The organism is Streptomyces sp. Je 1-332, from assembly GCF_040730185.1.
Classification (GTDB): Bacteria; Actinomycetota; Actinomycetes; order Streptomycetales; family Streptomycetaceae; genus Streptomyces.
Genome location: NZ_CP160402.1, coordinates 6,038,644 through 6,060,050 on the forward strand (window position 1 = coordinate 6,038,644; position 21,407 = coordinate 6,060,050).

A 21,407-nucleotide genomic window follows, 5' to 3' on the forward strand; every position below is an offset into this window, starting at 1 on the left:
GCGTTTCTGCTACGTGCACAGTGACATCGCGGTGACAGGGTGTGGCGACAGGCGGGGTGCGGCTACCATGACCGGCACAAGGACGGACGGCGTAAGGGAGTCGTCCCCTGGGGCGGCGCCCGGTGTACCGCCGGGGCGAGGAGGGCGGGCCATGGTGCAGAAGGCCAAGATCCTCCTGGTCGATGACCGGCCGGAGAATCTGCTGGCGCTGGAGGCCATCCTCTCTGCGCTCGATCAGACCCTGGTACGGGCATCGTCCGGGGAGGAAGCGCTCAAAGCACTACTCACGGACGACTTCGCGGTCATTCTGCTGGACGTCCAGATGCCAGGCATGGACGGTTTCGAAACCGCCGCGCACATCAAGCGGCGAGAACGGACCCGGGACATCCCGATCATCTTCCTCACCGCCATCAACCACGGCCCGCACCACACGTTCCGCGGGTACGCGGCCGGTGCGGTGGACTACATCTCCAAGCCGTTCGATCCGTGGGTGCTGCGCGCGAAGGTTTCGGTGTTCGTCGAGCTGTACATGAAGAACTGCCAACTGCGGGAGCAGGCAGCCCTGCTGCGTCTCCAGCTCGAAGGTGGCGGCAAGTCGGCGGCGGGTGAAGCCAAGGAGCCCGCGGGGCTTCTCGCCGAGCTCTCGGCGCGCCTCGCGGCCGTCGAGGAACAGGCGGAGGCGCTCACGAAACAGCTGGACGACGACTCGGCGGACGCCGCCGCGGTCGCCACCGCGGCCCATCTCGAACGCAAACTCACCGGCCTTCGACGGGCTCTTGACGCCCTGGAGCCGGGCACCGGAAGCGGTGCGCCTTCGGTGTCCTCGCAGAGCTGAGCCGACGCCGACGCAGAGCACAAGCCGATGCGGGGGCAGTGAACATCCGTCAGTTCACGGCCCCCGCAAGGGCGACACAAACGGGTGAAGCAGAGGGCACACGTGTCCGCAGTGGTCTCCACCGGTAACCTCAGACCCATGGCCTCACGTCCGTCCGCAGCCAAGAAGACGCCCGCGAAGAAGGCGGCCGCGCCCACCAAGGCTCCGGCGAAGAAGGCCGTCGCCAAGAAGCCGCCCGCCAAGAGGGCTCCGGTGAAGAAGGCGCCTCCCAGGAAAGTCGCGGCGAAGAAGCCCGTGGCCAAGCCGGCGCCCAGCCCGACGGGCGGCGTGTACCGCCTCGCGCGCGCCCTCTGGCTCGGTCTCGCGCACAGCGTCGGTGCGCTGTTCCGCGGCATAGGGCGCGGCGCCAAGGGACTCGATCCGGCGCACCGCAAGGACGGCGTCGCACTGCTGCTGCTCGGCGTCGCGCTGATCGTCGCCGCGGGCACGTGGTCGAATCTGCGCGGTCCCGTGGGCGATCTCGTCGAGATGCTGGTGACCGGCGCGTTCGGCCGCCTCGATCTGCTGCTCCCGATACTGCTCGCCGTCATCGGCGTACGCCTCATCCGGCACCCCGAGAAGCCCGAGGCCAACGGCCGCATCGTGATCGGCCTGTCCGCGCTCGTCATCGGTGTGCTCGGCCAGGTGCACATCGGGTGCGGTTCGCCGGCCCGCGCGGACGGCATGGCGGCCATAAGGGACGCGGGCGGCCTCATCGGCTGGGCCACGTCCACTCCGCTGATCTTCACCATGGGCGAGGTCCTCGCCGTACCGCTGCTCGTCCTGCTCACCGTCTTCGGTCTTCTCGTGGTCACGGCGACGCCCGTCAACGCCATCCCGCAGCGGCTGCGGCTGCTCGGCATCAAGCTCGGCATCGTCCAGCCGGCACCCGAAGAGGTGCAGGGTGACTACGCGGACGACGAGCGGTACGAGGAGCAGTGGCGCGAGGCGCTGCCCGCCCGCTCGCGCAAGCGCGCTCAGGCCCCCGAGGCGTACGCCCCGGACCAGGCCGAGGAGGAGGCGCTCACCCGGCGCCGCAGGCCCCGCAGGGGGTCCGCACAGCCCTCTCTGGACCGTCCGATGGACGCGGTGGACGTGGCGGCCGCCGCAGCAGCCGCGCTGGACGGCGCCGTCCTGAACGGCATGCCGCCCTCGCCGCTGGTCGCCGACCTCACGCAAGGGGTCACCGGGGAGCGCGACGAACGGCCCGAGGAGCCCGAGCAGTCCGCTGACGACTCCGCGAACTCCGCTCCGGTGCCGACCGCGCGCGCCAAGGACGGCCCACCGCCCGGCGTGCTCCGCAAGAAGCCGGGGGAGTCGCGTGACGTGTCCTCCTCCGGCGTGAAGGACCTGACGAAGGCCGCCCCGGAACAGCCGCGGGACCTCCCGCCGCGGGCCGAGCAGCTGCAGCTGGCCGGCGACATCACGTACTCGCTGCCCGGGCTCGACCTGTTGGAGCGCGGTGGCCCGGGCAAGACGCGCAGCGCCGCGAACGACGCGGTCGTCGCCTCGCTCAGCAACGTCTTCAGCGAGTTCAAGGTCGACGCGGACGTCACCGGCTTCACGCGGGGCCCGACGGTCACGCGGTACGAGATCGAGCTCGGCCCGGCCGTGAAGGTCGAGAAGATCACGGCCCTGGCCAAGAACATCGCGTACGCGGTCGCGAGCCCCGACGTCCGCATCATCAGCCCCATCCCCGGCAAGTCCGCGGTCGGCATCGAGATCCCGAACACCGACCGCGAGATGGTCAACGTCGGCGACGTGCTCCGTCTGGCGGACGCGGCCGAGGACGACCACCCGATGCTGGTCGCGCTCGGCAAGGACGTCGAGGGTGGCTACGTCATGGCCAACATGGCCAAGATGCCGCACATCCTGGTCGCCGGAGCCACCGGCTCCGGCAAGTCCTCGTGCATCAACTGTCTGATCACGTCGATCATGATGCGCGCGACCCCCGAGGACGTCCGGATGGTCCTCGTCGACCCCAAGCGCGTCGAGCTCACCGCGTACGAGGGCATCCCGCACCTGATCACGCCGATCATCACCAACCCCAAGCGGGCCGCCGAGGCGCTCCAGTGGGTCGTACGCGAGATGGATCTGCGCTACGACGACCTGGCGGCGTTCGGCTACCGGCACATCGACGACTTCAACCAGGCCGTCCGCGAGGGCAAGCTCAAGACGCCCGAGGGCAGCGAGCGGGAGCTCAGCCCGTACCCGTACCTCCTGGTGATCGTCGACGAGCTCGCCGACCTGATGATGGTCGCCCCGCGCGACGTCGAGGACTCGATCGTGCGCATCACGCAGCTCGCGCGGGCGGCGGGCATCCATCTGGTGCTGGCCACGCAGCGGCCTTCCGTGGATGTCGTCACCGGTCTGATCAAGGCAAATGTGCCCTCGCGGCTCGCCTTCGCGACCTCGTCGCTCGCCGACAGCCGCGTCATCCTCGACCAACCGGGTGCCGAGAAGCTGATCGGCAAGGGAGACGGCCTCTTCCTGCCGATGGGGGCGAACAAGCCCACCCGAATGCAGGGCGCCTTCGTCACCGAGGACGAGATCCACGCGGTCGTGCAGCACTGCAAGGACCAGATGGCGCCCGTCTTCCGGGACGACGTCACCGTCGCCACCAAGCAGAAGAAGGAGATCGACGAGGACATCGGCGACGACCTCGATCTGCTCTGCCAGGCCGCTGAGCTGGTGGTTTCCACTCAGTTCGGGTCCACATCGATGCTCCAGCGCAAGCTGCGCGTCGGCTTCGCGAAGGCCGGACGGCTCATGGACCTCATGGAGTCGCGCGGCATCGTGGGACCCAGCGAAGGCTCAAAGGCTCGTGACGTTCTTGTGAAACCCGATGAGCTGGATGGCGTGCTGGCCGTGATCCGCGGGGAGGCTCACCCATAAGGGAGCGGCAGGCAACCGTTTCCCTTCGGCATACGTCAAGTTGAGCGGAGGGAAAGCACCATGGTCCACCGCCCCCACCATCAGGATGTCCGGCCATTCCGATGGCGTACAAAGTGCGTCGCCCAGTTGCCCCACCCTTCGCGAACCCCCCTAGACTGAACATCCGGCAGGTGGCTTCACGCTCGAAAGGCGCCCCCGTGTCCATCGGCAACTCCCCTGAAGACGACCGCCCTTCAGACCACCGACCCACAGACGACCGGCCCGACGACGACCGTCCGGCAGCTGAGAGTCCGGCTCACGACCGGCCCTCGATCGGGCGCGCGCTGCAGCAGGCACGTATCGACACGGGCCTGACCGTCGACGAAATCAGTACGTCCACTCGGGTGCGCATCCCCATCGTGCACGCGATCGAACAGGACGACTTCTCCCGGTGTGGCGGAGATGTGTACGCCCGCGGCCACATCCGGACGCTCGCACGCCACGTGGGCCTCGACCCCGCCCTTCTGCTGGCCCAGTACGACGAGGCGCACGGCGGTCGCCCGCCCGCGCCCACCCCGGCCGCGCCGCTCTTCGAGGCCGAGCGGATCAGGTCCGATCCGCGCCGTCCCAACTGGACCGCCGCCATGGTCGCCGCGATCGTCGCGGTCGTCGGTTTCGTCGGCTTCACCGCGTTCAACGGCGGGGACGAGTCGGACGGATCGAAGTCGCAGGTCGCCGAGGGCGCGGCGCCCGCCACCAGCAAGCCCGCCACGAAGCCCGCACCGAACAAGCCCGCCGACCCGAAGCCGGACCCCTCGGACAGCGCCATCGCCGGCGCGCCCAAGGACAAGGTCACGGTCAAGGTGAGCGCCCCGGACGGGCGCAGCTGGATCTCGGCCAAGGACCACAACGGCCGGACGATGTTCGACGGCGTCCTCGAAGAGGGCAAGTCGAAGACCTTCCAGGACAAGCAGAAGATCGACCTGGTCCTCGGTGACGCGGGCGCGATCCAGCTGTTCGTGAACGGCAAGTCGGTCGAGAACGAGTTCGAGCCCGGTCAGGTCGAGCGGCTCACCTACACCAAGGGCGATCCCGAGGTCGGCTGAGCCCGGTGACGGCGGCCCGGACCCTCGCGGCGGGGGCCCGGGCAGGGACGAAGTAGTCTTGAGACCATGCCCGAACGCCGTACCGTCGCCCTTGTCACTCTTGGCTGCGCCCGTAACGAGGTGGACTCGGAGGAGCTCGCAGGCCGCTTGGAGGCGGACGGCTGGCAGCTCGTCGAGGCCGCCGAAGACGCGGATGTCGCCGTAGTCAACACCTGTGGATTCGTCGAAGCCGCCAAGAAGGACTCCGTCGACGCCCTCCTGGAAGCCAATGATCTCAAGGGTCACGGCAAGACCCAGGCCGTCGTGGCCGTCGGCTGTATGGCCGAGCGGTACGGCAAGGAACTCGCCGAAGCCCTCCCCGAAGCCGACGGTGTCCTCGGCTTCGACGACTACTCCGACATCTCCACCCGCCTGAACACCATCCTCAGCGGCGGCAGTGTCGAGGCTCACACCCCACGTGACCGGCGCAAGCTGCTTCCGATCAGCCCCGCGGAGCGCCAGGACGCCGGCTCCGACGTCGCCCTTCCGGGGCACGCGCCCGTGGACCTGCCCGAGGGTGTCGCGCCCGCCTCTGGGCCGCGTGCCCCGCTGCGCAGGCGCCTGGGCACCAACCCCGTCGCCTCGGTGAAGCTGGCCTCGGGCTGCGACCGGCGCTGCTCGTTCTGCGCCATTCCCTCCTTCCGCGGGTCCTTCATCTCGCGGCGTCCCTCGGATGTGCTCGGCGAGACCCGCTGGCTGGCCGAGCAGGGCGTCAAGGAGGTCATGCTCGTCTCCGAGAACAACACCTCGTACGGCAAGGACCTCGGTGACATCCGTCTCCTGGAGACGCTGCTTCCCGAGCTGGCGGCCGTCGACGGGATCGAGCGGGTGCGGGTGAGCTACCTGCAGCCCGCCGAGATGCGCCCGGGGCTCATCGACGTACTGACCTCCACGGAGAAGGTCGCCCCCTACTTCGACCTGTCCTTCCAGCACTCCGCTCCCGGCGTGCTGCGGGCGATGCGTCGCTTCGGGGACACCGACCGGTTCCTCGAGCTCCTGGACACCATTCGTACGAAGGCCCCGCAGGCCGGCGTGCGGTCCAACTTCATCGTGGGCTTCCCCGGCGAGACCGAGGCCGACGTGGACGAGCTCGAGCGGTTCCTCACGGGTGCGCGACTGGACGCCATCGGTGTCTTCGGGTACTCCGACGAGGAGGGCACGGAAGCGGCGACGTACGACCGGAAGCTGGATCAGGACGTCGTCGACGAGCGGCTCGCGCGCATCTCACGGCTCGCCGAGGAACTGACCTCGCAGCGCGCCGACGAGCGTCTGGGAGAGACCGTCGAGGTGCTGGTGGAGGCCGTGGACGAGGAGGACGGCGCGATCGGCCGGGCGGCGCACCAGGCGCCCGAGACGGACGGCCAGATCCGCTTCACCGGCGCCAGCGGTGGGGACGGACTGCAGGTCGGCCGTATGGTCGTGGCAAAGGTGGTCGGCACGGAAGGCGTGGACCTGGTGGCTGAGTACAGCGAAATTCTGGGGGACTCGCCCCGGATCCCGGCCGAGGAGGCACGCAGATGACCGGAGTCCCGGCATCCGCCGCGGGCGGCTCCGGCGCGCAGGGCGCCAAGCCGGTGCGCGGCGGAAAGTTGGGCGCTGCGGCCGTCAATCAGGCCAGCGTGTGGAACGTCGCCAACTTGTTGACGGTGATCCGGCTGATCCTCGTGCCCGGCTTCGTGATGCTGCTGCTCGCCGACGGCGGGTACGACCCGGCGTGGCGCGCGTGGGCCTGGGCCGCGTTCGCCGTCGCCATGATCACCGACCTGTTCGACGGCCACCTGGCACGCACGTACAACCTGGTCACGGACTTCGGGAAGATCGCCGACCCCATCGCCGACAAGGCGATCATGGGCGCGGCGCTGATCTGTCTCTCCTACCTCGGCGACCTGCCCTGGTGGGTGACGGGCGTGATCCTCGGCCGTGAGCTCGGGATCACGCTGCTTCGGTTCTGGGTGATCCGCTTCGGTGTCATTCCGGCCAGTCGCGGCGGCAAGATGAAGACGCTCTGGCAGGGCACGGCGGCCGGGATGTACGTCCTCGCGCTGACCGGGCCGCTGGCCACGATGCGGTTCTGGGTGATGACGGTCGCCGTCGTCCTGACCGTCCTGACAGGGCTCGACTACGTACGACAGGCCATTCTGCTGCGGCGCACGGGGCTCGCGGAGGCCCAGGCGGCCTCGACGGCCTCAGCCGTGGCCGCGGAGGCGGCAGCGGCGGCTGCGGCGGCAGCCGAGGCATCGGCCTCCGCTTCCGGCGAAGGGACCCGGGAGTCGGCTCCGTGACGCCGCTCGGGCCGGCCGCGCAGGTGCTGCGGCTCCTTCAGGCGCGGGGCGAGACGCTCGCCGTGGCCGAATCGCTCACCGGGGGCCTCGTGGCCGCGGAGGTCACGGCGGTGCCGGGGGCCTCGCAGGTCTTCCGGGGGTCCGTGACGGCGTACGCGACCGAGCTGAAGCACGAGGTGCTCGGGGTCGACGGCACTCTCCTGGCCGAGCGCGGCGCCGTGGACGCCGAGGTCGCGCTGCAGATGGCGGCGGGTGTGCGCAAGGTCATGGGCGCGGACTGGGGGATCGCGACGACGGGCGTCGCGGGGCCGGAGCCGCAGGACGGTCAGCCGGTCGGGACGGTCTTCGTGGCGGTGGTCGGGCCGGATTCCCTGGCCACGGGGCCTGGGGCCGCGTTCGGCGAGGAGGGTTCCGCTCTTCGCTCTGAGGGGAAAGTGGCCGCGCTGCGGTTGAACGGTGAGCGTTCGGACATCCGTATGGAGAGTGCACGGAGCGTGCTCACGCTGCTGGTCGAGCGGCTGTCCGGCGAACGTGCCGGGAACGGACGGGCACAGGATACGGAACAGAACGGGGGGACTTGATGTTTGCAGCCCTGAGTGAACACGACATCGCTCCCCGCACGGCCGCCGCGCGAGGCGGTACGGTGGGGCGTGAAGGATGCGGCTACGCGGTCCGAGGAGGGAGCCACCGATGATTCTGCTCCGTCGCCTGCTGGGTGACGTGCTGCGTCGGCAGCGCCAGCGCCAGGGCCGTACTCTGCGCGAAGTCTCCTCGTCCGCCCGAGTCTCGCTCGGCTATCTTTCCGAGGTGGAGCGGGGGCAGAAGGAGGCATCCTCCGAGCTGCTTTCCGCGATCTGCGACGCGCTTGACGTACGGATGTCCGAGCTCATGCGTGAGGTGAGCGATGAGCTCTCTCTCGCGGAACTGGCTGCGTCGGCAGCGGCTACGGAACCGGTGCGCGCACCGGTTCGCCCGATGCTCAATTCCGTCTCGGTGAGCGGTGTGCCGCCGGAACGGGTGACGATCAAGGCGCCTGCGGAGGCGGTGGATGTCGTCGCGGCGTGATGCTGCGCTGAGTGCGCACGCTGTTTGAGCGCTCGGATTTAGACCTGAGTCAGATCTGATTTCGATCTGACTCAGATCAGGTTCAGATGTGTCGAAGCCCCGGCCGGGTGACCGGTCGGGGCTTTCGTGCGTTCGGGGGGGCGGGGGCAGGGGGCGCGCGGTGGGGCTGGGGCCGGGGCTGAGATGCCTGCGAGACCTCTGTGAGATGTCCCTATTGGTGCATTTGTGTAATGGTTGGTGGGGGTTTTCGCTCACGCGATCCCATGAACTTTGGAGGATGGATGTACGTCGTGAAGAGCCCTCTGTCCGAGGCGGATCTGAAGACGGTCTCGGACGCGTTGCAGGGCGCACTCGTGGATCTGGTCGACCTCTCCCTGGTGGCCAAGCAGATCCATTGGAACGTCGTCGGTGCGCGCTTCCGCTCCGTCCATCTGCAGCTCGACGAGGTCGTGGACACTGCGCGGACGCACTCCGACACGGTGGCCGAGCGGGCCTCCACGCTCGGCGTCTCGCCCGACGGCCGCGCGGCGACCGTGGCACGGAGCAGCGGCATCGGCGAGGTCGCGGGCGGTTGGGTCAAGGACGGCGACGCGGTGGGGACGCTCGTGGACGCGCTCGGTGCGGTGATCACGCGGATGCGGGAGCGGGTCGAGGCGACCGGCGAGGCTGATCCGGTGAGCCAGGACATCTTCATCGGGATCACGGCCGATCTGGAGAAGCATCACTGGATGTTCCAGGCGGAGAACGGCTGAGGTCGGGGAACGGCGGAGGTCGGGGCGCGGCCGAGGGTCGGGGTGCGGGTGCTGGTTGCTGGCTGCTGGCCGCGGGGATGGGGGGCGTGAGTGGCTGGGGGGAACGGAACGCGAGTGAACGATTGATCAGGGCAGTGGCCGTGCCTCGTGTGCCCTTGGGTGCGCCCTCCCGTCCGGTGGAGCCGGGCGTCTAGCGTCGACCGGGCCTCGGGTGTCAGGAGTCGGGCGTCGAGCCTCATGCGGAGGTGGTGGCCGTGGCATGGAGAGTCGTGCGGTGGGCGCCGGCTCTGGCGCTCGGCGCGCTCTGGTGGTGGGGCGTGCTGCGGCTGGCCCTCGTGCCCGAAGCGGGAGCTCTGGAGGGGGCTGTCGCGGCCGGTGGGTGGGGGTTGAGCCTGCTGCCGGTGCACTGTGTGCCGCAGTCCCGGGCGGTGGGGGCGGCCCGGGCCAAGGCGCGGGCCGCCCGGGCTGCCGCCCGGCGGCAGGACGGTGGGCGATTGGACAGTGGGGGGTTGGGCGGTGGGTGGTGGCGCGATGGGCGCGTGGGCGGGGCTGTTGCCCGGGGCGTCGTCGGAGGTGTTACCAAGGCATGGCGCCGCCGTTCGGGCGGAGGATCTGGCCTGTCGTGAAGGCTGAGGCGTCGGATGCCAGGTGCAGGACGGTGGGCGGCCGCGCGGTGGGGTGTGGCATGGCGGGCGGTGGTGCGGTGGGCGCGCGGGCGGGCTGCTGTCCGGAGCGTCGTCGGAGCTGTTACCAAGGCATGGCGACGCCGCCGTTCGGGCGGAGGATCTGGCCCGTCGTGAAGGCTGAGGCGTCGGATGCCAGGTGCAGGACGGTGTGAGCGATGTCTTCCGGTTCGCCGACGCGGCCCAGGGGGGACATGCGGACCATGAGCCCCTCGGTGTGCGCCTGGGCGTCGGCGTCGTGGCGGTCGGTCATGGGGGTGCGGATCCAGCCGGGTGCGACGGCGTTGACGCGGATGCCGTGGGGGCCCACCTCGGTGGCGAGGGTCTTTGTGAGCTGGACGACGGCGGCTTTCGCCGCGCCGTAGCAGAGGAGGCCGGGGCCGCCGGTGTCCACGGCGCCCGAGGCCATGGTGATGATGCTGCCGGAGGGGCGGGTGGGGCTGGAGCGGGGTGACTCTTCGAGGCGGCGGGTGGTGTCGGCTCCGTCGGCGTTCGCCGCGATCATCGTGCGGGCCGCGGCCTGACAGGCGTAGAGCACGCCCTTGAAGTTGATGTTCAGGACCCGGTCGAGATCCTCGTCGCGGGTCTCCAGGACCGGGCTGCTGTGCATGATTCCGGCGATGGCGGCCATGACGTCCAGGCGGCCGCTGGGGGCAGTGGCGGTGGCGGTCGCGACGGCTCGGTCGACCTGGGCCCTGTCCGCGACGTCCACGGAATGCGTGTGCGCGGTACCGCCCGCGGCCTTGATGAGCGTGGCCGTCTCGTGAAGTCCCTGCGTATCGCGGTCGGCGCAGTGGACGGTGGCGCCTGCTTCCGCGAGGAGTACGGCCGAGGCCCGGCCTATGCCGCTGGCCGCGCCGGTGACGAATGCGGTGCGTCCGCTGAGGTCGTACGCCGTTAGGGGCATGACGGGACGGTACGGGCGGATCTGACGGGGCGTCAACTGGTAAGTGGGGGCGGGTGAGTGTGGATGGGTGCGGGGGTGGGTCGGGGGTCAGGGGGTGGGGCCCTGTTGGCAGGAGGGGCACCAGTACGTGGGGCGGCTACGGGAGCCGTCGCCCTGCTCGGCCAGGCGGATGGGGGTGCCGCAGCGCAGGCAGGGGCGGGGCTTGCGGCCGTAGACGTACAGGCGCAGGCCCGCGCTGTCGCGGCCCGTGGTGGTGCGCGCCGGGCGGTCGCGGTTGGCTTCCAGGAGCTTCTTGGCGAGGGCGGGGACGCGGGAGGCCGTCTCGGTGGGGAGCTCGCCCACGGGGAGCCAGGGGGTGACGCCCAGGAGGAAGCAGAGCTCGCTCTTGAAGACGTTGCCGATACCCGCGAGATTGCGCTGGTCGAGCAGAGCTTCGCCAAGCGCGCGTTCGGGAGTCGCCAGGAGGTTGGTGAGGGCCTGCTCGGGGTCCCAGTCAGGGCCCAGGAGGTCGGGGCCGAGGTGACCCACGGCCTTGTCCTCGTCGGCGGTGCGGAGGAGTTCGAGCACGGGCAGGCGGTAGCCGACGGCGGTGCGCTCGGCGGTGCCCAGGATCGCCCTGATTTGGTGCCCGGGGCCGCCTCTCCAGCGCTCGCCGGGGTCGTACACCTTCCAGGAACCGTCCATGCGGAGATGCGAGTGCAGGGTGAGCCCGCCCTCGAAGCGGGTGAGGAGGTGCTTGCCGCGCGGGGTGACGTCCAGGACGGTGCGCCCGGTGAGGTCTACGGTCGCGAGCTTCGGGACGCGGAGGTCGGAGCGCGTGACGGTGCGCCCGGCGAGGGCTTTGTGCAGACGCCGGGCTGCCTGGTGAACGGTGTCGCCTTCGGGCATGGGTCCAGGGTGGCATGTCGGGGGTGGGGTGGTGTGGGGGTTGGCTGTGGGGGGAGTGGGGTGAGGTGGCTGAGGTGGGCTGGGCTGAGCGGGGCTGGGCTGAGGTGGGCCGGGCTGAGCAAGGCTGAGGGGGCCTGGGCTGAGGTGGTGGCGGTGCTGGTCCGGGCTGACATGACAGGGCTGAAGTTGGCTGGGCTGAGGTGGCCGGAGGTGGGTTGGCGGCGTGAGGCGTGGTGTGGTTGTCCCCAGCCGGGAGCCGGGAGCCGGGAGCCGGGAGCCCGAGCCCAGAGCCGTGGCCGGAGCCCGAGCCCGGAGCCCGGAGCCGTGGCCCGAGCCCGGAGCCCGGAGCCGTGGCCGGAGCCCGGAGCCGAGGGGCGCGCGGCAGGTGGGGAGGCGTGGGCTAGGCGCGCAGGCGTAGGCCCCGAGGGGTGGCGTGGAAGCCTGCTCCTTCCAGGAGGGGGGCGAAGGGGGAGGTCAGGGCGGAGCCGCCGTTGACGCGCTCGACCGTCACCGTGCCGAGTGAGCCCGCTCGGGCCGCCCCGGCGAGGGCCTCGGCGGCCGCGTGCAGCCGGGCGTCCTCCGTGGCCGGGGTGTCGTCCGTGGTCACGGGCCAGGCCAGCAGGGTCTTGCCGCCGCGTTCCATGTAAAGGGTCAGTTCGCCGTCGACGAGGACGACCAGGGAGCCTGCCTTGCGGCCCGGCTTGTGCCCCGCGTCGGTGGGCGGATCGGGCCAGGGGAGTGCGGCCCCGTAGGCGTTGGCCGGGTCGGCGGCGGCCAGGACAAGGACCTGGGTGTCCGAGGGGCGTGGGGAGTAGTTCATGGCGGCCGGTGAACTGTCGGCGCGGTCACGGGCGTTCGCCGCCGCGCGCAGCCGGTCCACCGCGCCGTCCATGGCGAACTGGGCGGCGCCGAGGCCCTCGACCACATAGCCGCGCCGCGCCTGACCGCTGTCCTCGAAGGCGGACAGGACGCGGTACGTCGCTGAGAAGCCGCCCTCGACGCCTTCGGCGGCGACCGCCCCACGGGTGACCACGCCGTGCCGGTCCAGGAGGGTGCGGGCCAGGGCGTGGGCGCGAAGGGTGGGGTCGGGTTCGTGGGCGGGGAGCAGTGACCAGCGGCCCGCCGCTGTCGGCGGGCCCGTACGCGACGCCATGGGGCGGGCGGCGCCCGTCAGTGAGCCATAGCGTCCGCGCGGCATGGTGCGCTTGGCGCGGTGGGCCGTGGATCCCGCGGTGCGGCCCGAGCCGAGGAGGGAGCGCATCGGGGCGAGGGTGTCGTTCGTGAGCCGTCCGGACCAGGCCAGATCCCAGATGGCGTCGGCCAGTTGGGGGTCCGAGGCTTCGGGGTGGGTCGTGGCGCGTACTTGGTCGGCGATCTGGCGGAAGAAGAGGCCGTACCCTCCGGAGAGCGTGTCGAGGACCGACTGGTGGAGTGCGGTGAGCTCCAGCGGATGCGGCTGCGGCAGGAGCAGGGGCGCGGCGTCGGCCAGGTACAGGGAGACCCAGCCGTCCTTGCCGGGGAGGGCCCCGGCCCCGGCCCACACCACCTCTCCGGCGGCGGTGAGTTCGTCGAGCATCGCCGGTGCGTACCCGGAGACGCGCGAGGGCAGGACGAGCTTTTCCAGCGCGGACGCGGGCACGGTCGCCCCCTGCAACTGCTCGATGGCCCGCACGAGCCCGTCCACGCCCCGCAGTCCGTGCCCGCTCAAGTTCTGCCACTGCGGCAGGAACTGGGCGAGCGCGGCCGGCGGCACCGGCTCGAGCTCGTGCCGGAGGGCCGCGAGTGAGCGGCGGCGCAGCCGGCGCAGGACGGCCGCGTCGCACCACTCCTGGCCGATGCCCGCCGGATGGAACTCGCCCTGTACGACACGTCCGTTGGCGGCAAGGCGCTGCAGCGCACCCTCCGTGACCGCGACGCCGAGGCCGAAGCGGGCTGCCGCCGTCGCCGAGGTGAACGGGCCGTGCGTGCGGGCGTACCGCGCGACGAGGTCGCCTAGGGGGTCCTTCACCGGCTCCATGAACGCCTCCGGGACACCGACCGGCAGGGCGGTGCCCAGCGCGTCGCGCAGCCGCCCCGCGTCCTCGATCGCCGCCCAGTGGTCGGCCCCCGCGATGCGGACGCTGATCGCGCGGCGGGCGGAGGCCAGCTCCTGCGCCCACTCCGGCTCGGCGCCGCGCTCGGCCAACTCGGCGGTGGTGAGCGGCCCGAGAAGGCGCAACAGGTCGGCGACGCCCTCGGCGTCCTTGATGCGGCGGTCCTCCGTGCGCCACTGGAGCTCCTGCTCGAGTTCCGTGAGGACTTCAGCGTCGAGCAGTTCGCGCAGCTCTGCCTGGCCGAGGAGCTCCGAGAGCAGCCGGGAGTCCAGGGAGAGGGCCGCCGCGCGCCGCTCGGCGAGCGGCGAGTCACCCTCGTACAGGAACTGAGCCACGTACCCGAACAGGAGTGAGCGGGCGAACGGGGACGGTTCGGGGGTGGTGATCTCGACGAGCCGGACCTTGCGGGACTCGATGTCGCCCATGAGTTCCGTGAGGCCGGGGACGTCGAAAACGTCCTGGAGGCACTCCCTGACCGCCTCCAGGACGATGGGGAACGATCCGAACTCGCTTGCCACCTGGAGCAGTTGTGCGGCGCGCTGGCGCTGCTGCCAGAGGGGCGTGCGCTTTCCCGGGCTGCGGCGCGGCAGCAGCAACGCGCGGGCGGCGCACTCTCGGAAGCGCGAGGCGAACAGGGCCGAGCCGCCCACCTGGTCGGTGACGATCTGATTGACCTCGCCCTTGTCGAAGGCGACGTCTCCCGCGCCTACGGGGGCCTGCTCGCTGTCGTACTCCAGGGGGCGGTCGTTGGGTTCCTGGTCGAGGAGGTCCAGGCTCATCAGGTCGGCGTCCGGCAGCCGCAGCACGATGCCGTCGTCGGCGTGCATCACCTGGGCGTCCATGCCGTACCGCTCGGTCAGCCTTGAGGCGAGGGCCAGGGCCCAGGGGGCGTGCACCTGCGCGCCGAACGGGGAGTGCACCACGACCCGCCAGTCGCCCAGCTCGTCGCGGAAGCGCTCGACCACGATCGTGCGGTCGTCCGGGATGTGGCCGCAGGCCTCACGCTGTTCGGAGAGGTACGTCAGGACGTTGTCGGCTGCCCATTCGTCCAGGCCCGCGGCCAGCAGGCGCACGCGCGCGTCGTCACGCGAGAGGGAGCCGACCTCCCGGAGGAACGCGCCCACCGCACGGCCCAGTTCGAGCGGGCGGCCCAGTTGGTCGCCCTTCCAGAAGGGGAGCCGGCCCGGGACGCCGGGAGCGGGGGAGACGAGCACGCGGTCGCGTGTGATGTCCTCGATGCGCCAGGAACTGGTGCCGAGCGTGAAGACATCGCCCACCCTGGATTCGTAGACCATCTCTTCGTCGAGCTCTCCGACGCGGCCGCCGCCCTTCTTGGGGTCGGCGCCGGCGAGGAAGACCCCGAAGAGGCCGCGGTCCGGGATCGTGCCCCCGGAGGTGACCGCGAGGCGCTGCGCTCCCGGCCGCCCGGTGACGGTGCCGGCGACGCGGTCCCACACCACCCGGGGGCGCAACTCCGCGAAGGCGTCCGACGGATAGCGTCCAGCGAGCATGTCCAGGACGGCCGTGAACGCCGACTCGGGGAGCGAGGCGAAGGAGGCGGCCCGGCGGACCAGGGCGAGCAGGTCGTCGACCTGCCAGGTGTCCAGGGAGACCGTCGCGACGAGCTGCTGGGCAAGCACGTCCAGGGGGTTGGCCGGGATGCGCAGCGACTCGATGGAGCCGGTCCGCATCCGCTCGGTGACCACGGCGGCCTGCACCAGGTCCCCTCGGTACTTGGGGAAGACGACGCCGGTGGAGACCGCGCCCACCTGGTGCCCCGCCCGGCCGACCCGCTGCAGGCCGGAGGCCACGGAGGGCGGTGACTCGACCTGGACCACCAGGTCGACCGCGCCCATGTCGATGCCGAGCTCCAGGCTGGAGGTGGCGACGACCGCCGGCAGACGACCGGCCTTCAGGTCCTCCTCGACGAGCGCGCGCTGTTCCTTGGAGACCGAGCCGTGGTGGGCCCGGGCGAGGACAGGCGGGGCGCCCTTGGCCGCGCCCGCCTCGGCCATCAGCTCCGCGGGGGAGTGGTCCTCGGGGAGGGGCTCTCCCGTCGCGCGTTCGTACGCGATCTCGTTGAGCCTGTTGCACAGACGCTCCGCGAGACGGCGTGAGTTGGCGAACACGATGGTCGAGCGGTGCGCCTGGACGAGGTCGGTGATGCGCTCCTCGACGTGCGGCCAGATCGAGGGACGCTCCGCGCCCTGGTCGTTGTCCGCAACTGGCGAGCCGCCCAACTCCCCGAGATCCTCGACCGGCACGACCACGGACAGGTCGAACTCCTTGCCGGACGGCGGCTGGACGATCTCCACCCTGCGCTGCGGGGACAGATAGCGCGCCACCTCGTCCACCGGACGGACGGTCGCCGACAGGCCGATGCGGCGGGCCGGCCGGGGCAGCAACTCGTCGAGCCGCTCCAGGGAGAGGGCGAGATGGGCGCCGCGCTTGGTGCCCGCGACGGCGTGCACCTCGTCCAGGATCACCGTCTCGATGCCGGCCAGCGCGTCCCGCGCGGCGGAGGTGAGCATCAGGAAAAGTGACTCGGGGGTGGTGATCAGGATGTCCGGCGGGCGCGTGGCGATGGAGCGCCGCTCGGCGGGCGGCGTGTCACCCGAGCGGATACCGACCCGCACCTCGGGCTCGGGGAGCCCGAGGCGCACGGACTCCTGACGGATGCCGGTCAGTGGGCTGCGCAGATTGCGCTCGACATCGACCGCGAGGGCCTTCAGCGGAGACACGTACAGCACGCGGCAGCGCTTCTTGGGGTCGGCGGGCGGCGGGGTCGAGGCCAGCTGGTCGAGGGCGGCGAGGAAAGCGGCCAGCGTCTTGCCCGAGCCGGTGGGCGCGACGACCAGCACGTCCGAGCCCTCACCGATGGCCCGCCACGCCCCGGCCTGCGCGGACGTGGGCGCGGAGAAAGCCCCCGTGAACCAGCTGCGGGTCGCGGGGGAGAACCCGTCAAGGGCGCCGGGGGCGCCGGGAGCACTGGATGCGGACCTGACCATGACCCCATCGTGCACCCCGCCACTGACAACGGCGCCGACCTGCGGAGAAGGGTTCGCGTGGCTGTCGCAGAATGGGGTCATGGCAGGTTCGGCGGAGCAGGCGCGGCACTGGCGGTACGCGGAGCTGCCCGGGGTCGACCTGCTGCGTGCCCACTACATCAACAAGACGTTCGTGCGGCACACCCACGAGCACTTCGTGATCGCCGCGATCGCCGAGGGCGTCGACGTCTTCCACCACGGCGGCGCCGACCAGCACGCGGGGGCGGGCACCCTGGCTCTGATCAATCCCGACACCACGCACACCGGCCGGGCCGGTGCACCCGAGGGATGGCGGTACGCGGCGGTCTATCCGTCGCCCGAACTGGTCTCGGGCATCGCCGCGGAGACCACCGCCATTCGAGGGACCCCCGGCTTCGTCCGACCGGTGCTCGAGGACCCGTACGCCGTGACCCTCGTCCACCGGGTGCTGCGAGCCGCCGATGAAGGCAACGCGCTGGCCGCCGACACGTTGCTGCGGGTGACCGTGACCCGGCTGCTGCGGATGAACGGCGGCCCCGTCCCGCAGCGTGCCGTGCGCACGGCCGGTGCCAGGACCGCGGCACGCGCGCGTGGCGTCCTGGAGGAGCGGCTCGCCGACCCACCGAGCCTGGAGCGGCTCGCCACCGATCTCGGAGTCGGCCCCTTCGCCCTGCTGCGGGCCTTCCGTGACGCATACGGAATGCCTCCGCACGCGTGGCTCACCGACGCCCGTGTGCGGGCCGCACGGCGTCTCCTGGACGCGGGAACGACACCCGCTGAAGCGGCGGTCGCCCTGGGCTTCAGCGACCAGCCGCACCTGAACCGGCACTTCACGCGGATCGTCGGGGTGCCGCCCGGGGCCTACCAGCGTGAGCGCAAGAACGTACAAGACGGGGAATCGGCCCAGCTCGTACCGTCCGGTGTGTGGCAGAACAGACGACACACGCAGACATAGCCCCAGGCCAGACGGAGCCCGACGACCGGTCGACCGGCACACCGGAGAAACCCGACTCCGCCGTCGTACGCGACGCCCTCGGCGTCGGGGTCGCCGTCGGGCTCTCCGGTTTCGCCTTCGGAGTGACCTCGGCGGGCAGCGGCCTCACCGTGCTCCAGACCTGCGTGCTCAGCCTGCTGGTCTTCACCGGGGCCTCGCAGTTCGCGCTGGTCGGGGCGCTCGCGGGCGGCGGCAACCCGTTCACCGCGGCGGCGGGCGCCTTCTTCCTCGGCGTGCGCAACGCGTTCTACGGGCTGCGGCTCTCGCAGTTGCTGGCCCTCCCGCGCGCGGTGCGCCCGTTCGCCGCCCACTGGGTCATCGACGAGACCACGGCCGTCTCGCTGGCACAGCCGACCCGGCGCGCCGCCCGCATCGGGTTCACCGTCACCGGACTGAGCCTCTACTTGCTGTGGAACGTCACCACGCTCCTCGGGGCGCTGGGCGCCGAGGCCATCGGGGACACCGACGCGTGGGGGCTCGACGCCGCGGGACCCGCGGTCTTCCTTGCGCTGCTCGCGCCGATGCTGCGGACGACCACGGAGCGGGCCGTGGCGGCGGTCGCGGTCGTCCTGGGGCTCGGCCTGCTGCCGGTGCTGCCGGCGGGTGTGCCGGTCCTGGTGGCCGCGCTCGCCGTGCCGATGGTGCTCTACGTAGAGGGGCGCAAGGCATCCGCCAAGGGAGCCGCACGCTCCGAGGACACCCGGAGTGGCGTCCCGAACGACTCGCAGATCGACAGCCCGAACGACACGCAGAGGGAAGACCGTTGAACATCTGGATCGCGATCGGCGTGACCTTCGTCGGTTGTTACCTCGTGAAACTCGCGGGCCTGCTGGTGCCCGCCGGCGCCTTGGAGCGGCCGCTCGTCAAACGCATGGCCGCCCTGCTCCCTGTGGCTCTGCTGGCCGCGCTCACGGCCCAGCAGGCCTTCGCCGAGGGCCAGGTCCTGGAGCTGGACGGCAAGGCCCTGGGGCTCGCCGCGGCGGCCGTGGCGCTGCTGCTGCGGGCCCCGTTCCTGGTCGTCATCGGAGCGGCGGTGGTCGTCACCGCGGGGGCGCGGGCGCTAATGGGCTGACCGGTGTGGCTGTCCCCGTCGTCGCGGGGGCCCCGAGTCGCCGCGCGGCCTGTTCCGGACGGCAGAAGAGCGCCGCGAGGACGCCTGCGGTCAGGAGCAGCCCCGAGGTCAGCAACCACCCCTGCTGGTAGCCCGCGGACACCGTGGCCGCCCGGTCCACCATGCCGCCGAGGACCAGCGGGGAGAGGATCCCGCCGAGGGCGTAGACGAAGGTCAGGACACCGAGGACGAGGCCTCGCCGGGAGGGCGGGGCGATCTGGGCGCAGGCGGTCGACGCCACGGTGAGCATCACCATGGCCAGGGCCATCGGGCCCATCATCAGCGGCACCTTGATCCACATGGAGTCCGTCGTACCGAACGTGGCGACGGCACAGCCCGCCACCGTCATGAGCAGTCCCGCTCCCGCGCCCACCGGCAGCCGGGGTGGGTCGCCCCGCCGCGCGGAACGCTGCGCGAGCAAGCCGTGCACGAGGAGCACCGCGCCGTTGGCGAGGGCTCCCACGCCCACCAGCGTGCCCGCCTGGTGGAGGTCCCATCCGACGACGCTCTCCAAGTAGTCGGGCGTCCACGTCAACAGAGTGCTCATCAGCCAGTACGCCGCGAAGGCGCCGAAGGCCGCTGTCACGAAGGACCCCGACAGGAGGATCCGGCGCAGCGGGACAGTATCGGCCGCTACGGAGAGCTCAAAAGAGCCTCCTAAGGAGGACGCGGCTCCTGCGGCTCCCGCGCCCCCCTCGGCTTCCGTCTCCTTGCCGACCGGCGGCGCAAGCGGCCCCTCCGAGCCCCAGGCCCGCCAGGCCCCCGCCCAGACGAGGCCGATCAGGCCCACCACGCCGAACGACCAGCGCCAGCCCCAGTGGCTGATCACCCAGGTCAGGACCGGAGAGGCGACCGCCACCCCGGCCGCGGCGCCGACCAGCAGGATCGCAGTCGGCAGGGCCCGCTCGCGCTGCGGGAACCACCCGTGCACGTGATGCATGGCGACCGGTGCCGCGGGCCCCTCGGCCGCGCCGAGCAGCACCCTTGTCGCCAGCAGGGTGCCGAAGCCCGCCGCTCCCCACAGCATCGGCAGCTGGGCCGCCGACCACATCAGGGCGAGCACGAGGAGCAGCGGGGTGGTGCGCACCTTCCGGGTCAGGGCGGAGACTCCGATCGCCGCCACGGAGAACAGGGCGAAGAACGCCGACTGCGCGGTACCGAACTCCTGGCGGGTGATGCCGAAGTCCGCCCGGATCTCCGGCCCCGCGAGCCCCAGGACCGCCTTGTCGGCGAAGTTCACGACCATGAAGGTCAGGAGCAGCCAGGTGGTCCGCCAGGCCCCGCTCGTCCCCTGGACCCCGCTCATCCGCAGCAGCCGTCTTCGGCGTCGATCACGCCGACACTGATCGCCCCGGCTGCGCGGCTGCGTCCCTCCGGGGTACGCGTCAACTCCGTCTCCAGGTCCGTGCCTTCGGCCACGGCGGCCGATTCCGCCGCTGCCCAGTTGAAGACACCGCGCGCCATGGTCGACGTCTCCTGGCGGGCACGCAGCGCGTACACCTCGGCACGCACGCGTGCCACCCCGGCATCGGCGGGCGCGGCCAGCGCGGCCGTCTCCGCCAGATGCGCGGCAAGCCGGAGCTCGCCTTCGACCAGCAGCTGAGCGGCCCTCTGCGCCAAGACGTGGGCTCCTCCAGCGGCCTTCGCGAACTCGGCCGCGAGCGCGGCCTCCGGGGCCGGCTTGAGGTGGGCGGGGTTCTGGTCGTACCAGCCGCCCCAGAGCCGCCAGAGGTTGCGTACGACGAACTCCGGCTCGTCGTAGGCGGGGTGGAGGTACGGCTTCGCGAGGAGTTCCTCCGGGACCTTCACGCCGTGGATGACGGCGTCCAGTCGATGGCCCGCGTTCATCAGCGCCCTGGTCTGCTCACACAGGGACTCCAGGAGCCGTGCGGTGTCGTCGAGCGCCTGGTACACGCGTTCGGCGCCCACGATGGGTACCCCGTGCCCGGGGAGCAGCAGTTCGGCGCCGAGTTCCTGCATGGCGCGCAGGGCTCGTGCCCAGTCCTCCGGGTAGCGCTGCACCTTCTGGGGGTTGCCGGCGTTCGGCGAGTTCCAGATGAACAGGTCGCCCGTGCACAGTGTCTTGAGCTCCGGTATCCACACATAGGTGTGGTCGTCGGTCTCCCCGCGCGCGTGGACCAGCTCGAAGGTCAGCTCGCCGCGGCGCACGGTGTGGCGTTCCCGGTAGACGGTGTCCGGGTAGCGGTACGTGGTGGGCCACTCCAGGGAGGGCACTCCGAACTGCTTGCGGTTGATCCAGGAGTTGTATCCCGCGGTCCGGATGTAGCGGTCGAAGCGTGCGGTGACGCCTTCGTGGGCGATCACCTCGGGCGGGCGGCCGCCCGTCGCCTCCGCTTCGCTGTCGAAGGGGAACACTCCGAAGACGTGGTCCACATGGCCGTGCGTGTACACCACCGAGCGCACCGGCCCCGCGCCGAAACCGCCGACCGCCGTGTGCAGTTGCCGCGCCGTGCGGAAGTCCCCAGAGTCGACGAGCACCACCCCGTCGCCGGTGTCGAACACCGCGACGTTCGCGAACGCCGGGAAGAACCCCACCCGGTCGCGCAGCCGTACCAGCTCGTCCCCGGTGTACGCGCCGGTGAGGTGGGCCAGGAGCGTCTCCTCGCCCCGCCAGACCCGGTCGACGTACTCGGAGTAGTCCACTGCCTTGTGCTCGGTCATGCCCGCGGCTCCTCGTGTCCGGTGGGGTGGA

Annotated in this window: 17 protein-coding genes; 12 read left to right on the forward strand and 5 right to left on the reverse strand. The window is 71.4% G+C overall.

Translation table 11 applies throughout. From position 1 onward, the window contains the following. Positions 1 to 151 precede the first annotated feature (151 nt). The 9 genes from ABXJ52_RS27395 (at position 152) to ABXJ52_RS27435 (ending at position 9,618) form a co-directional block, all read left to right on the forward strand. Positions 152 to 835 (forward strand): response regulator, encoded by a 684-nt coding sequence (locus ABXJ52_RS27395; protein WP_367045317.1) that lies wholly within the window; start codon positions 152 to 154, stop codon positions 833 to 835. Positions 836 to 973: 138 nt separating this feature from the next. Continuing rightward, complete coding sequence (locus tag ABXJ52_RS27400) at positions 974 to 3,769, forward strand: DNA translocase FtsK (RefSeq protein ID WP_367045319.1); 2,796 nt, start codon at positions 974 to 976, stop codon at positions 3,767 to 3,769. A gap of 197 nt (positions 3,770 to 3,966) precedes the next feature. Next, a complete protein-coding gene (locus ABXJ52_RS27405; RefSeq protein WP_367045320.1) occupies positions 3,967 to 4,854 on the forward strand; it encodes a RodZ domain-containing protein in 888 nt (295 codons plus the stop codon). 66 nt (positions 4,855 to 4,920) lie between these two features. After that, positions 4,921 to 6,414, forward strand: a complete 1,494-nt coding sequence (gene rimO, locus ABXJ52_RS27410; RefSeq protein ID WP_367045322.1) for a 30S ribosomal protein S12 methylthiotransferase RimO — start codon at positions 4,921 to 4,923, stop codon at positions 6,412 to 6,414. Continuing rightward, positions 6,411 to 7,175: a CDP-diacylglycerol--glycerol-3-phosphate 3-phosphatidyltransferase gene (pgsA, locus tag ABXJ52_RS27415; protein WP_367045323.1), complete on the forward strand. Its 765-nt coding sequence runs from the start codon at positions 6,411 to 6,413 to the stop codon at positions 7,173 to 7,175. The genes rimO and pgsA overlap by 4 nt, the downstream gene beginning before the upstream one ends. Next, positions 7,172 to 7,756 carry a CinA family protein gene (locus ABXJ52_RS27420; protein ID WP_367045325.1) on the forward strand — a complete coding sequence of 195 codons (585 nt, stop codon included), beginning with the start codon at positions 7,172 to 7,174 and terminating at the stop codon, positions 7,754 to 7,756. The genes pgsA and ABXJ52_RS27420 overlap by 4 nt, the downstream gene beginning before the upstream one ends. A gap of 109 nt (positions 7,757 to 7,865) precedes the next feature. Beyond that, positions 7,866 to 8,240: a helix-turn-helix transcriptional regulator gene (locus ABXJ52_RS27425; RefSeq protein ID WP_160507571.1), complete on the forward strand. Its 375-nt coding sequence runs from the start codon at positions 7,866 to 7,868 to the stop codon at positions 8,238 to 8,240. Positions 8,241 to 8,521: 281 nt separating this feature from the next. Then, positions 8,522 to 8,992: a DNA starvation/stationary phase protection protein gene (locus ABXJ52_RS27430; RefSeq protein WP_367045326.1), complete on the forward strand. Its 471-nt coding sequence runs from the start codon at positions 8,522 to 8,524 to the stop codon at positions 8,990 to 8,992. Positions 8,993 to 9,246: 254 nt separating this feature from the next. Further along, positions 9,247 to 9,618: a hypothetical protein gene (locus ABXJ52_RS27435; RefSeq protein WP_367045327.1), complete on the forward strand. Its 372-nt coding sequence runs from the start codon at positions 9,247 to 9,249 to the stop codon at positions 9,616 to 9,618. A gap of 121 nt (positions 9,619 to 9,739) precedes the next feature. Here ABXJ52_RS27435 and ABXJ52_RS27440 read toward each other — a convergent pair whose 3' ends face one another. The 3 genes from ABXJ52_RS27440 to ABXJ52_RS27450 form a co-directional block, all read right to left on the reverse strand. Continuing rightward, positions 9,740 to 10,582 carry an SDR family NAD(P)-dependent oxidoreductase gene (locus tag ABXJ52_RS27440; protein WP_367045329.1) on the reverse strand — a complete coding sequence of 281 codons (843 nt, stop codon included), beginning with the start codon at positions 10,580 to 10,582 and terminating at the stop codon, positions 9,740 to 9,742. A gap of 87 nt (positions 10,583 to 10,669) precedes the next feature. Then, the gene (locus ABXJ52_RS27445) at positions 10,670 to 11,470 is read right to left on the reverse strand and encodes a DNA-formamidopyrimidine glycosylase family protein (RefSeq protein WP_367045330.1); all 801 of its coding nucleotides are present in this window, start codon (positions 11,468 to 11,470) and stop codon (positions 10,670 to 10,672) included. 400 nt (positions 11,471 to 11,870) lie between these two features. Next, a complete protein-coding gene (locus ABXJ52_RS27450) occupies positions 11,871 to 16,571 on the reverse strand; it encodes an ATP-dependent helicase (protein ID WP_367045332.1) in 4,701 nt (1,566 codons plus the stop codon). Between the two features lie 79 nt (positions 16,572 to 16,650). Here ABXJ52_RS27450 and ABXJ52_RS27455 point away from each other — a divergent pair, with 79 nt between their 5' ends. From ABXJ52_RS27455 to ABXJ52_RS27465, 3 genes are read left to right on the forward strand one after another with little or no spacing between them, the layout of a single operon-like run. Then, a complete protein-coding gene (locus ABXJ52_RS27455) occupies positions 16,651 to 17,544 on the forward strand; it encodes an AraC family transcriptional regulator (RefSeq protein ID WP_367045334.1) in 894 nt (297 codons plus the stop codon). Next, positions 17,541 to 18,350, forward strand: coding sequence for an AzlC family ABC transporter permease (locus ABXJ52_RS27460; protein WP_367049317.1), 810 nt, complete (start codon positions 17,541 to 17,543; stop codon positions 18,348 to 18,350). The genes ABXJ52_RS27455 and ABXJ52_RS27460 overlap by 4 nt, the downstream gene beginning before the upstream one ends. Next, positions 18,347 to 18,655, forward strand: a complete 309-nt coding sequence (locus ABXJ52_RS27465) for an AzlD domain-containing protein (protein WP_367045336.1) — start codon at positions 18,347 to 18,349, stop codon at positions 18,653 to 18,655. The genes ABXJ52_RS27460 and ABXJ52_RS27465 overlap by 4 nt, the downstream gene beginning before the upstream one ends. Here ABXJ52_RS27465 and ABXJ52_RS27470 read toward each other — a convergent pair. Together ABXJ52_RS27470 and ABXJ52_RS27475 are read right to left on the reverse strand one after the other, a co-directional pair. Next, positions 18,624 to 20,000 (reverse strand): MFS transporter, encoded by a 1,377-nt coding sequence (locus tag ABXJ52_RS27470; RefSeq protein ID WP_367045338.1) that lies wholly within the window; start codon positions 19,998 to 20,000, stop codon positions 18,624 to 18,626. The two genes, ABXJ52_RS27465 and ABXJ52_RS27470, sit on opposite strands and share 32 nt — an antisense overlap. Beyond that, a complete protein-coding gene (locus ABXJ52_RS27475; RefSeq protein WP_367045340.1) occupies positions 19,997 to 21,376 on the reverse strand; it encodes an alkyl sulfatase dimerization domain-containing protein in 1,380 nt (459 codons plus the stop codon). The genes ABXJ52_RS27470 and ABXJ52_RS27475 overlap by 4 nt, the downstream gene beginning before the upstream one ends. Between the last annotated feature and the right edge of the window lie 31 nt (positions 21,377 to 21,407).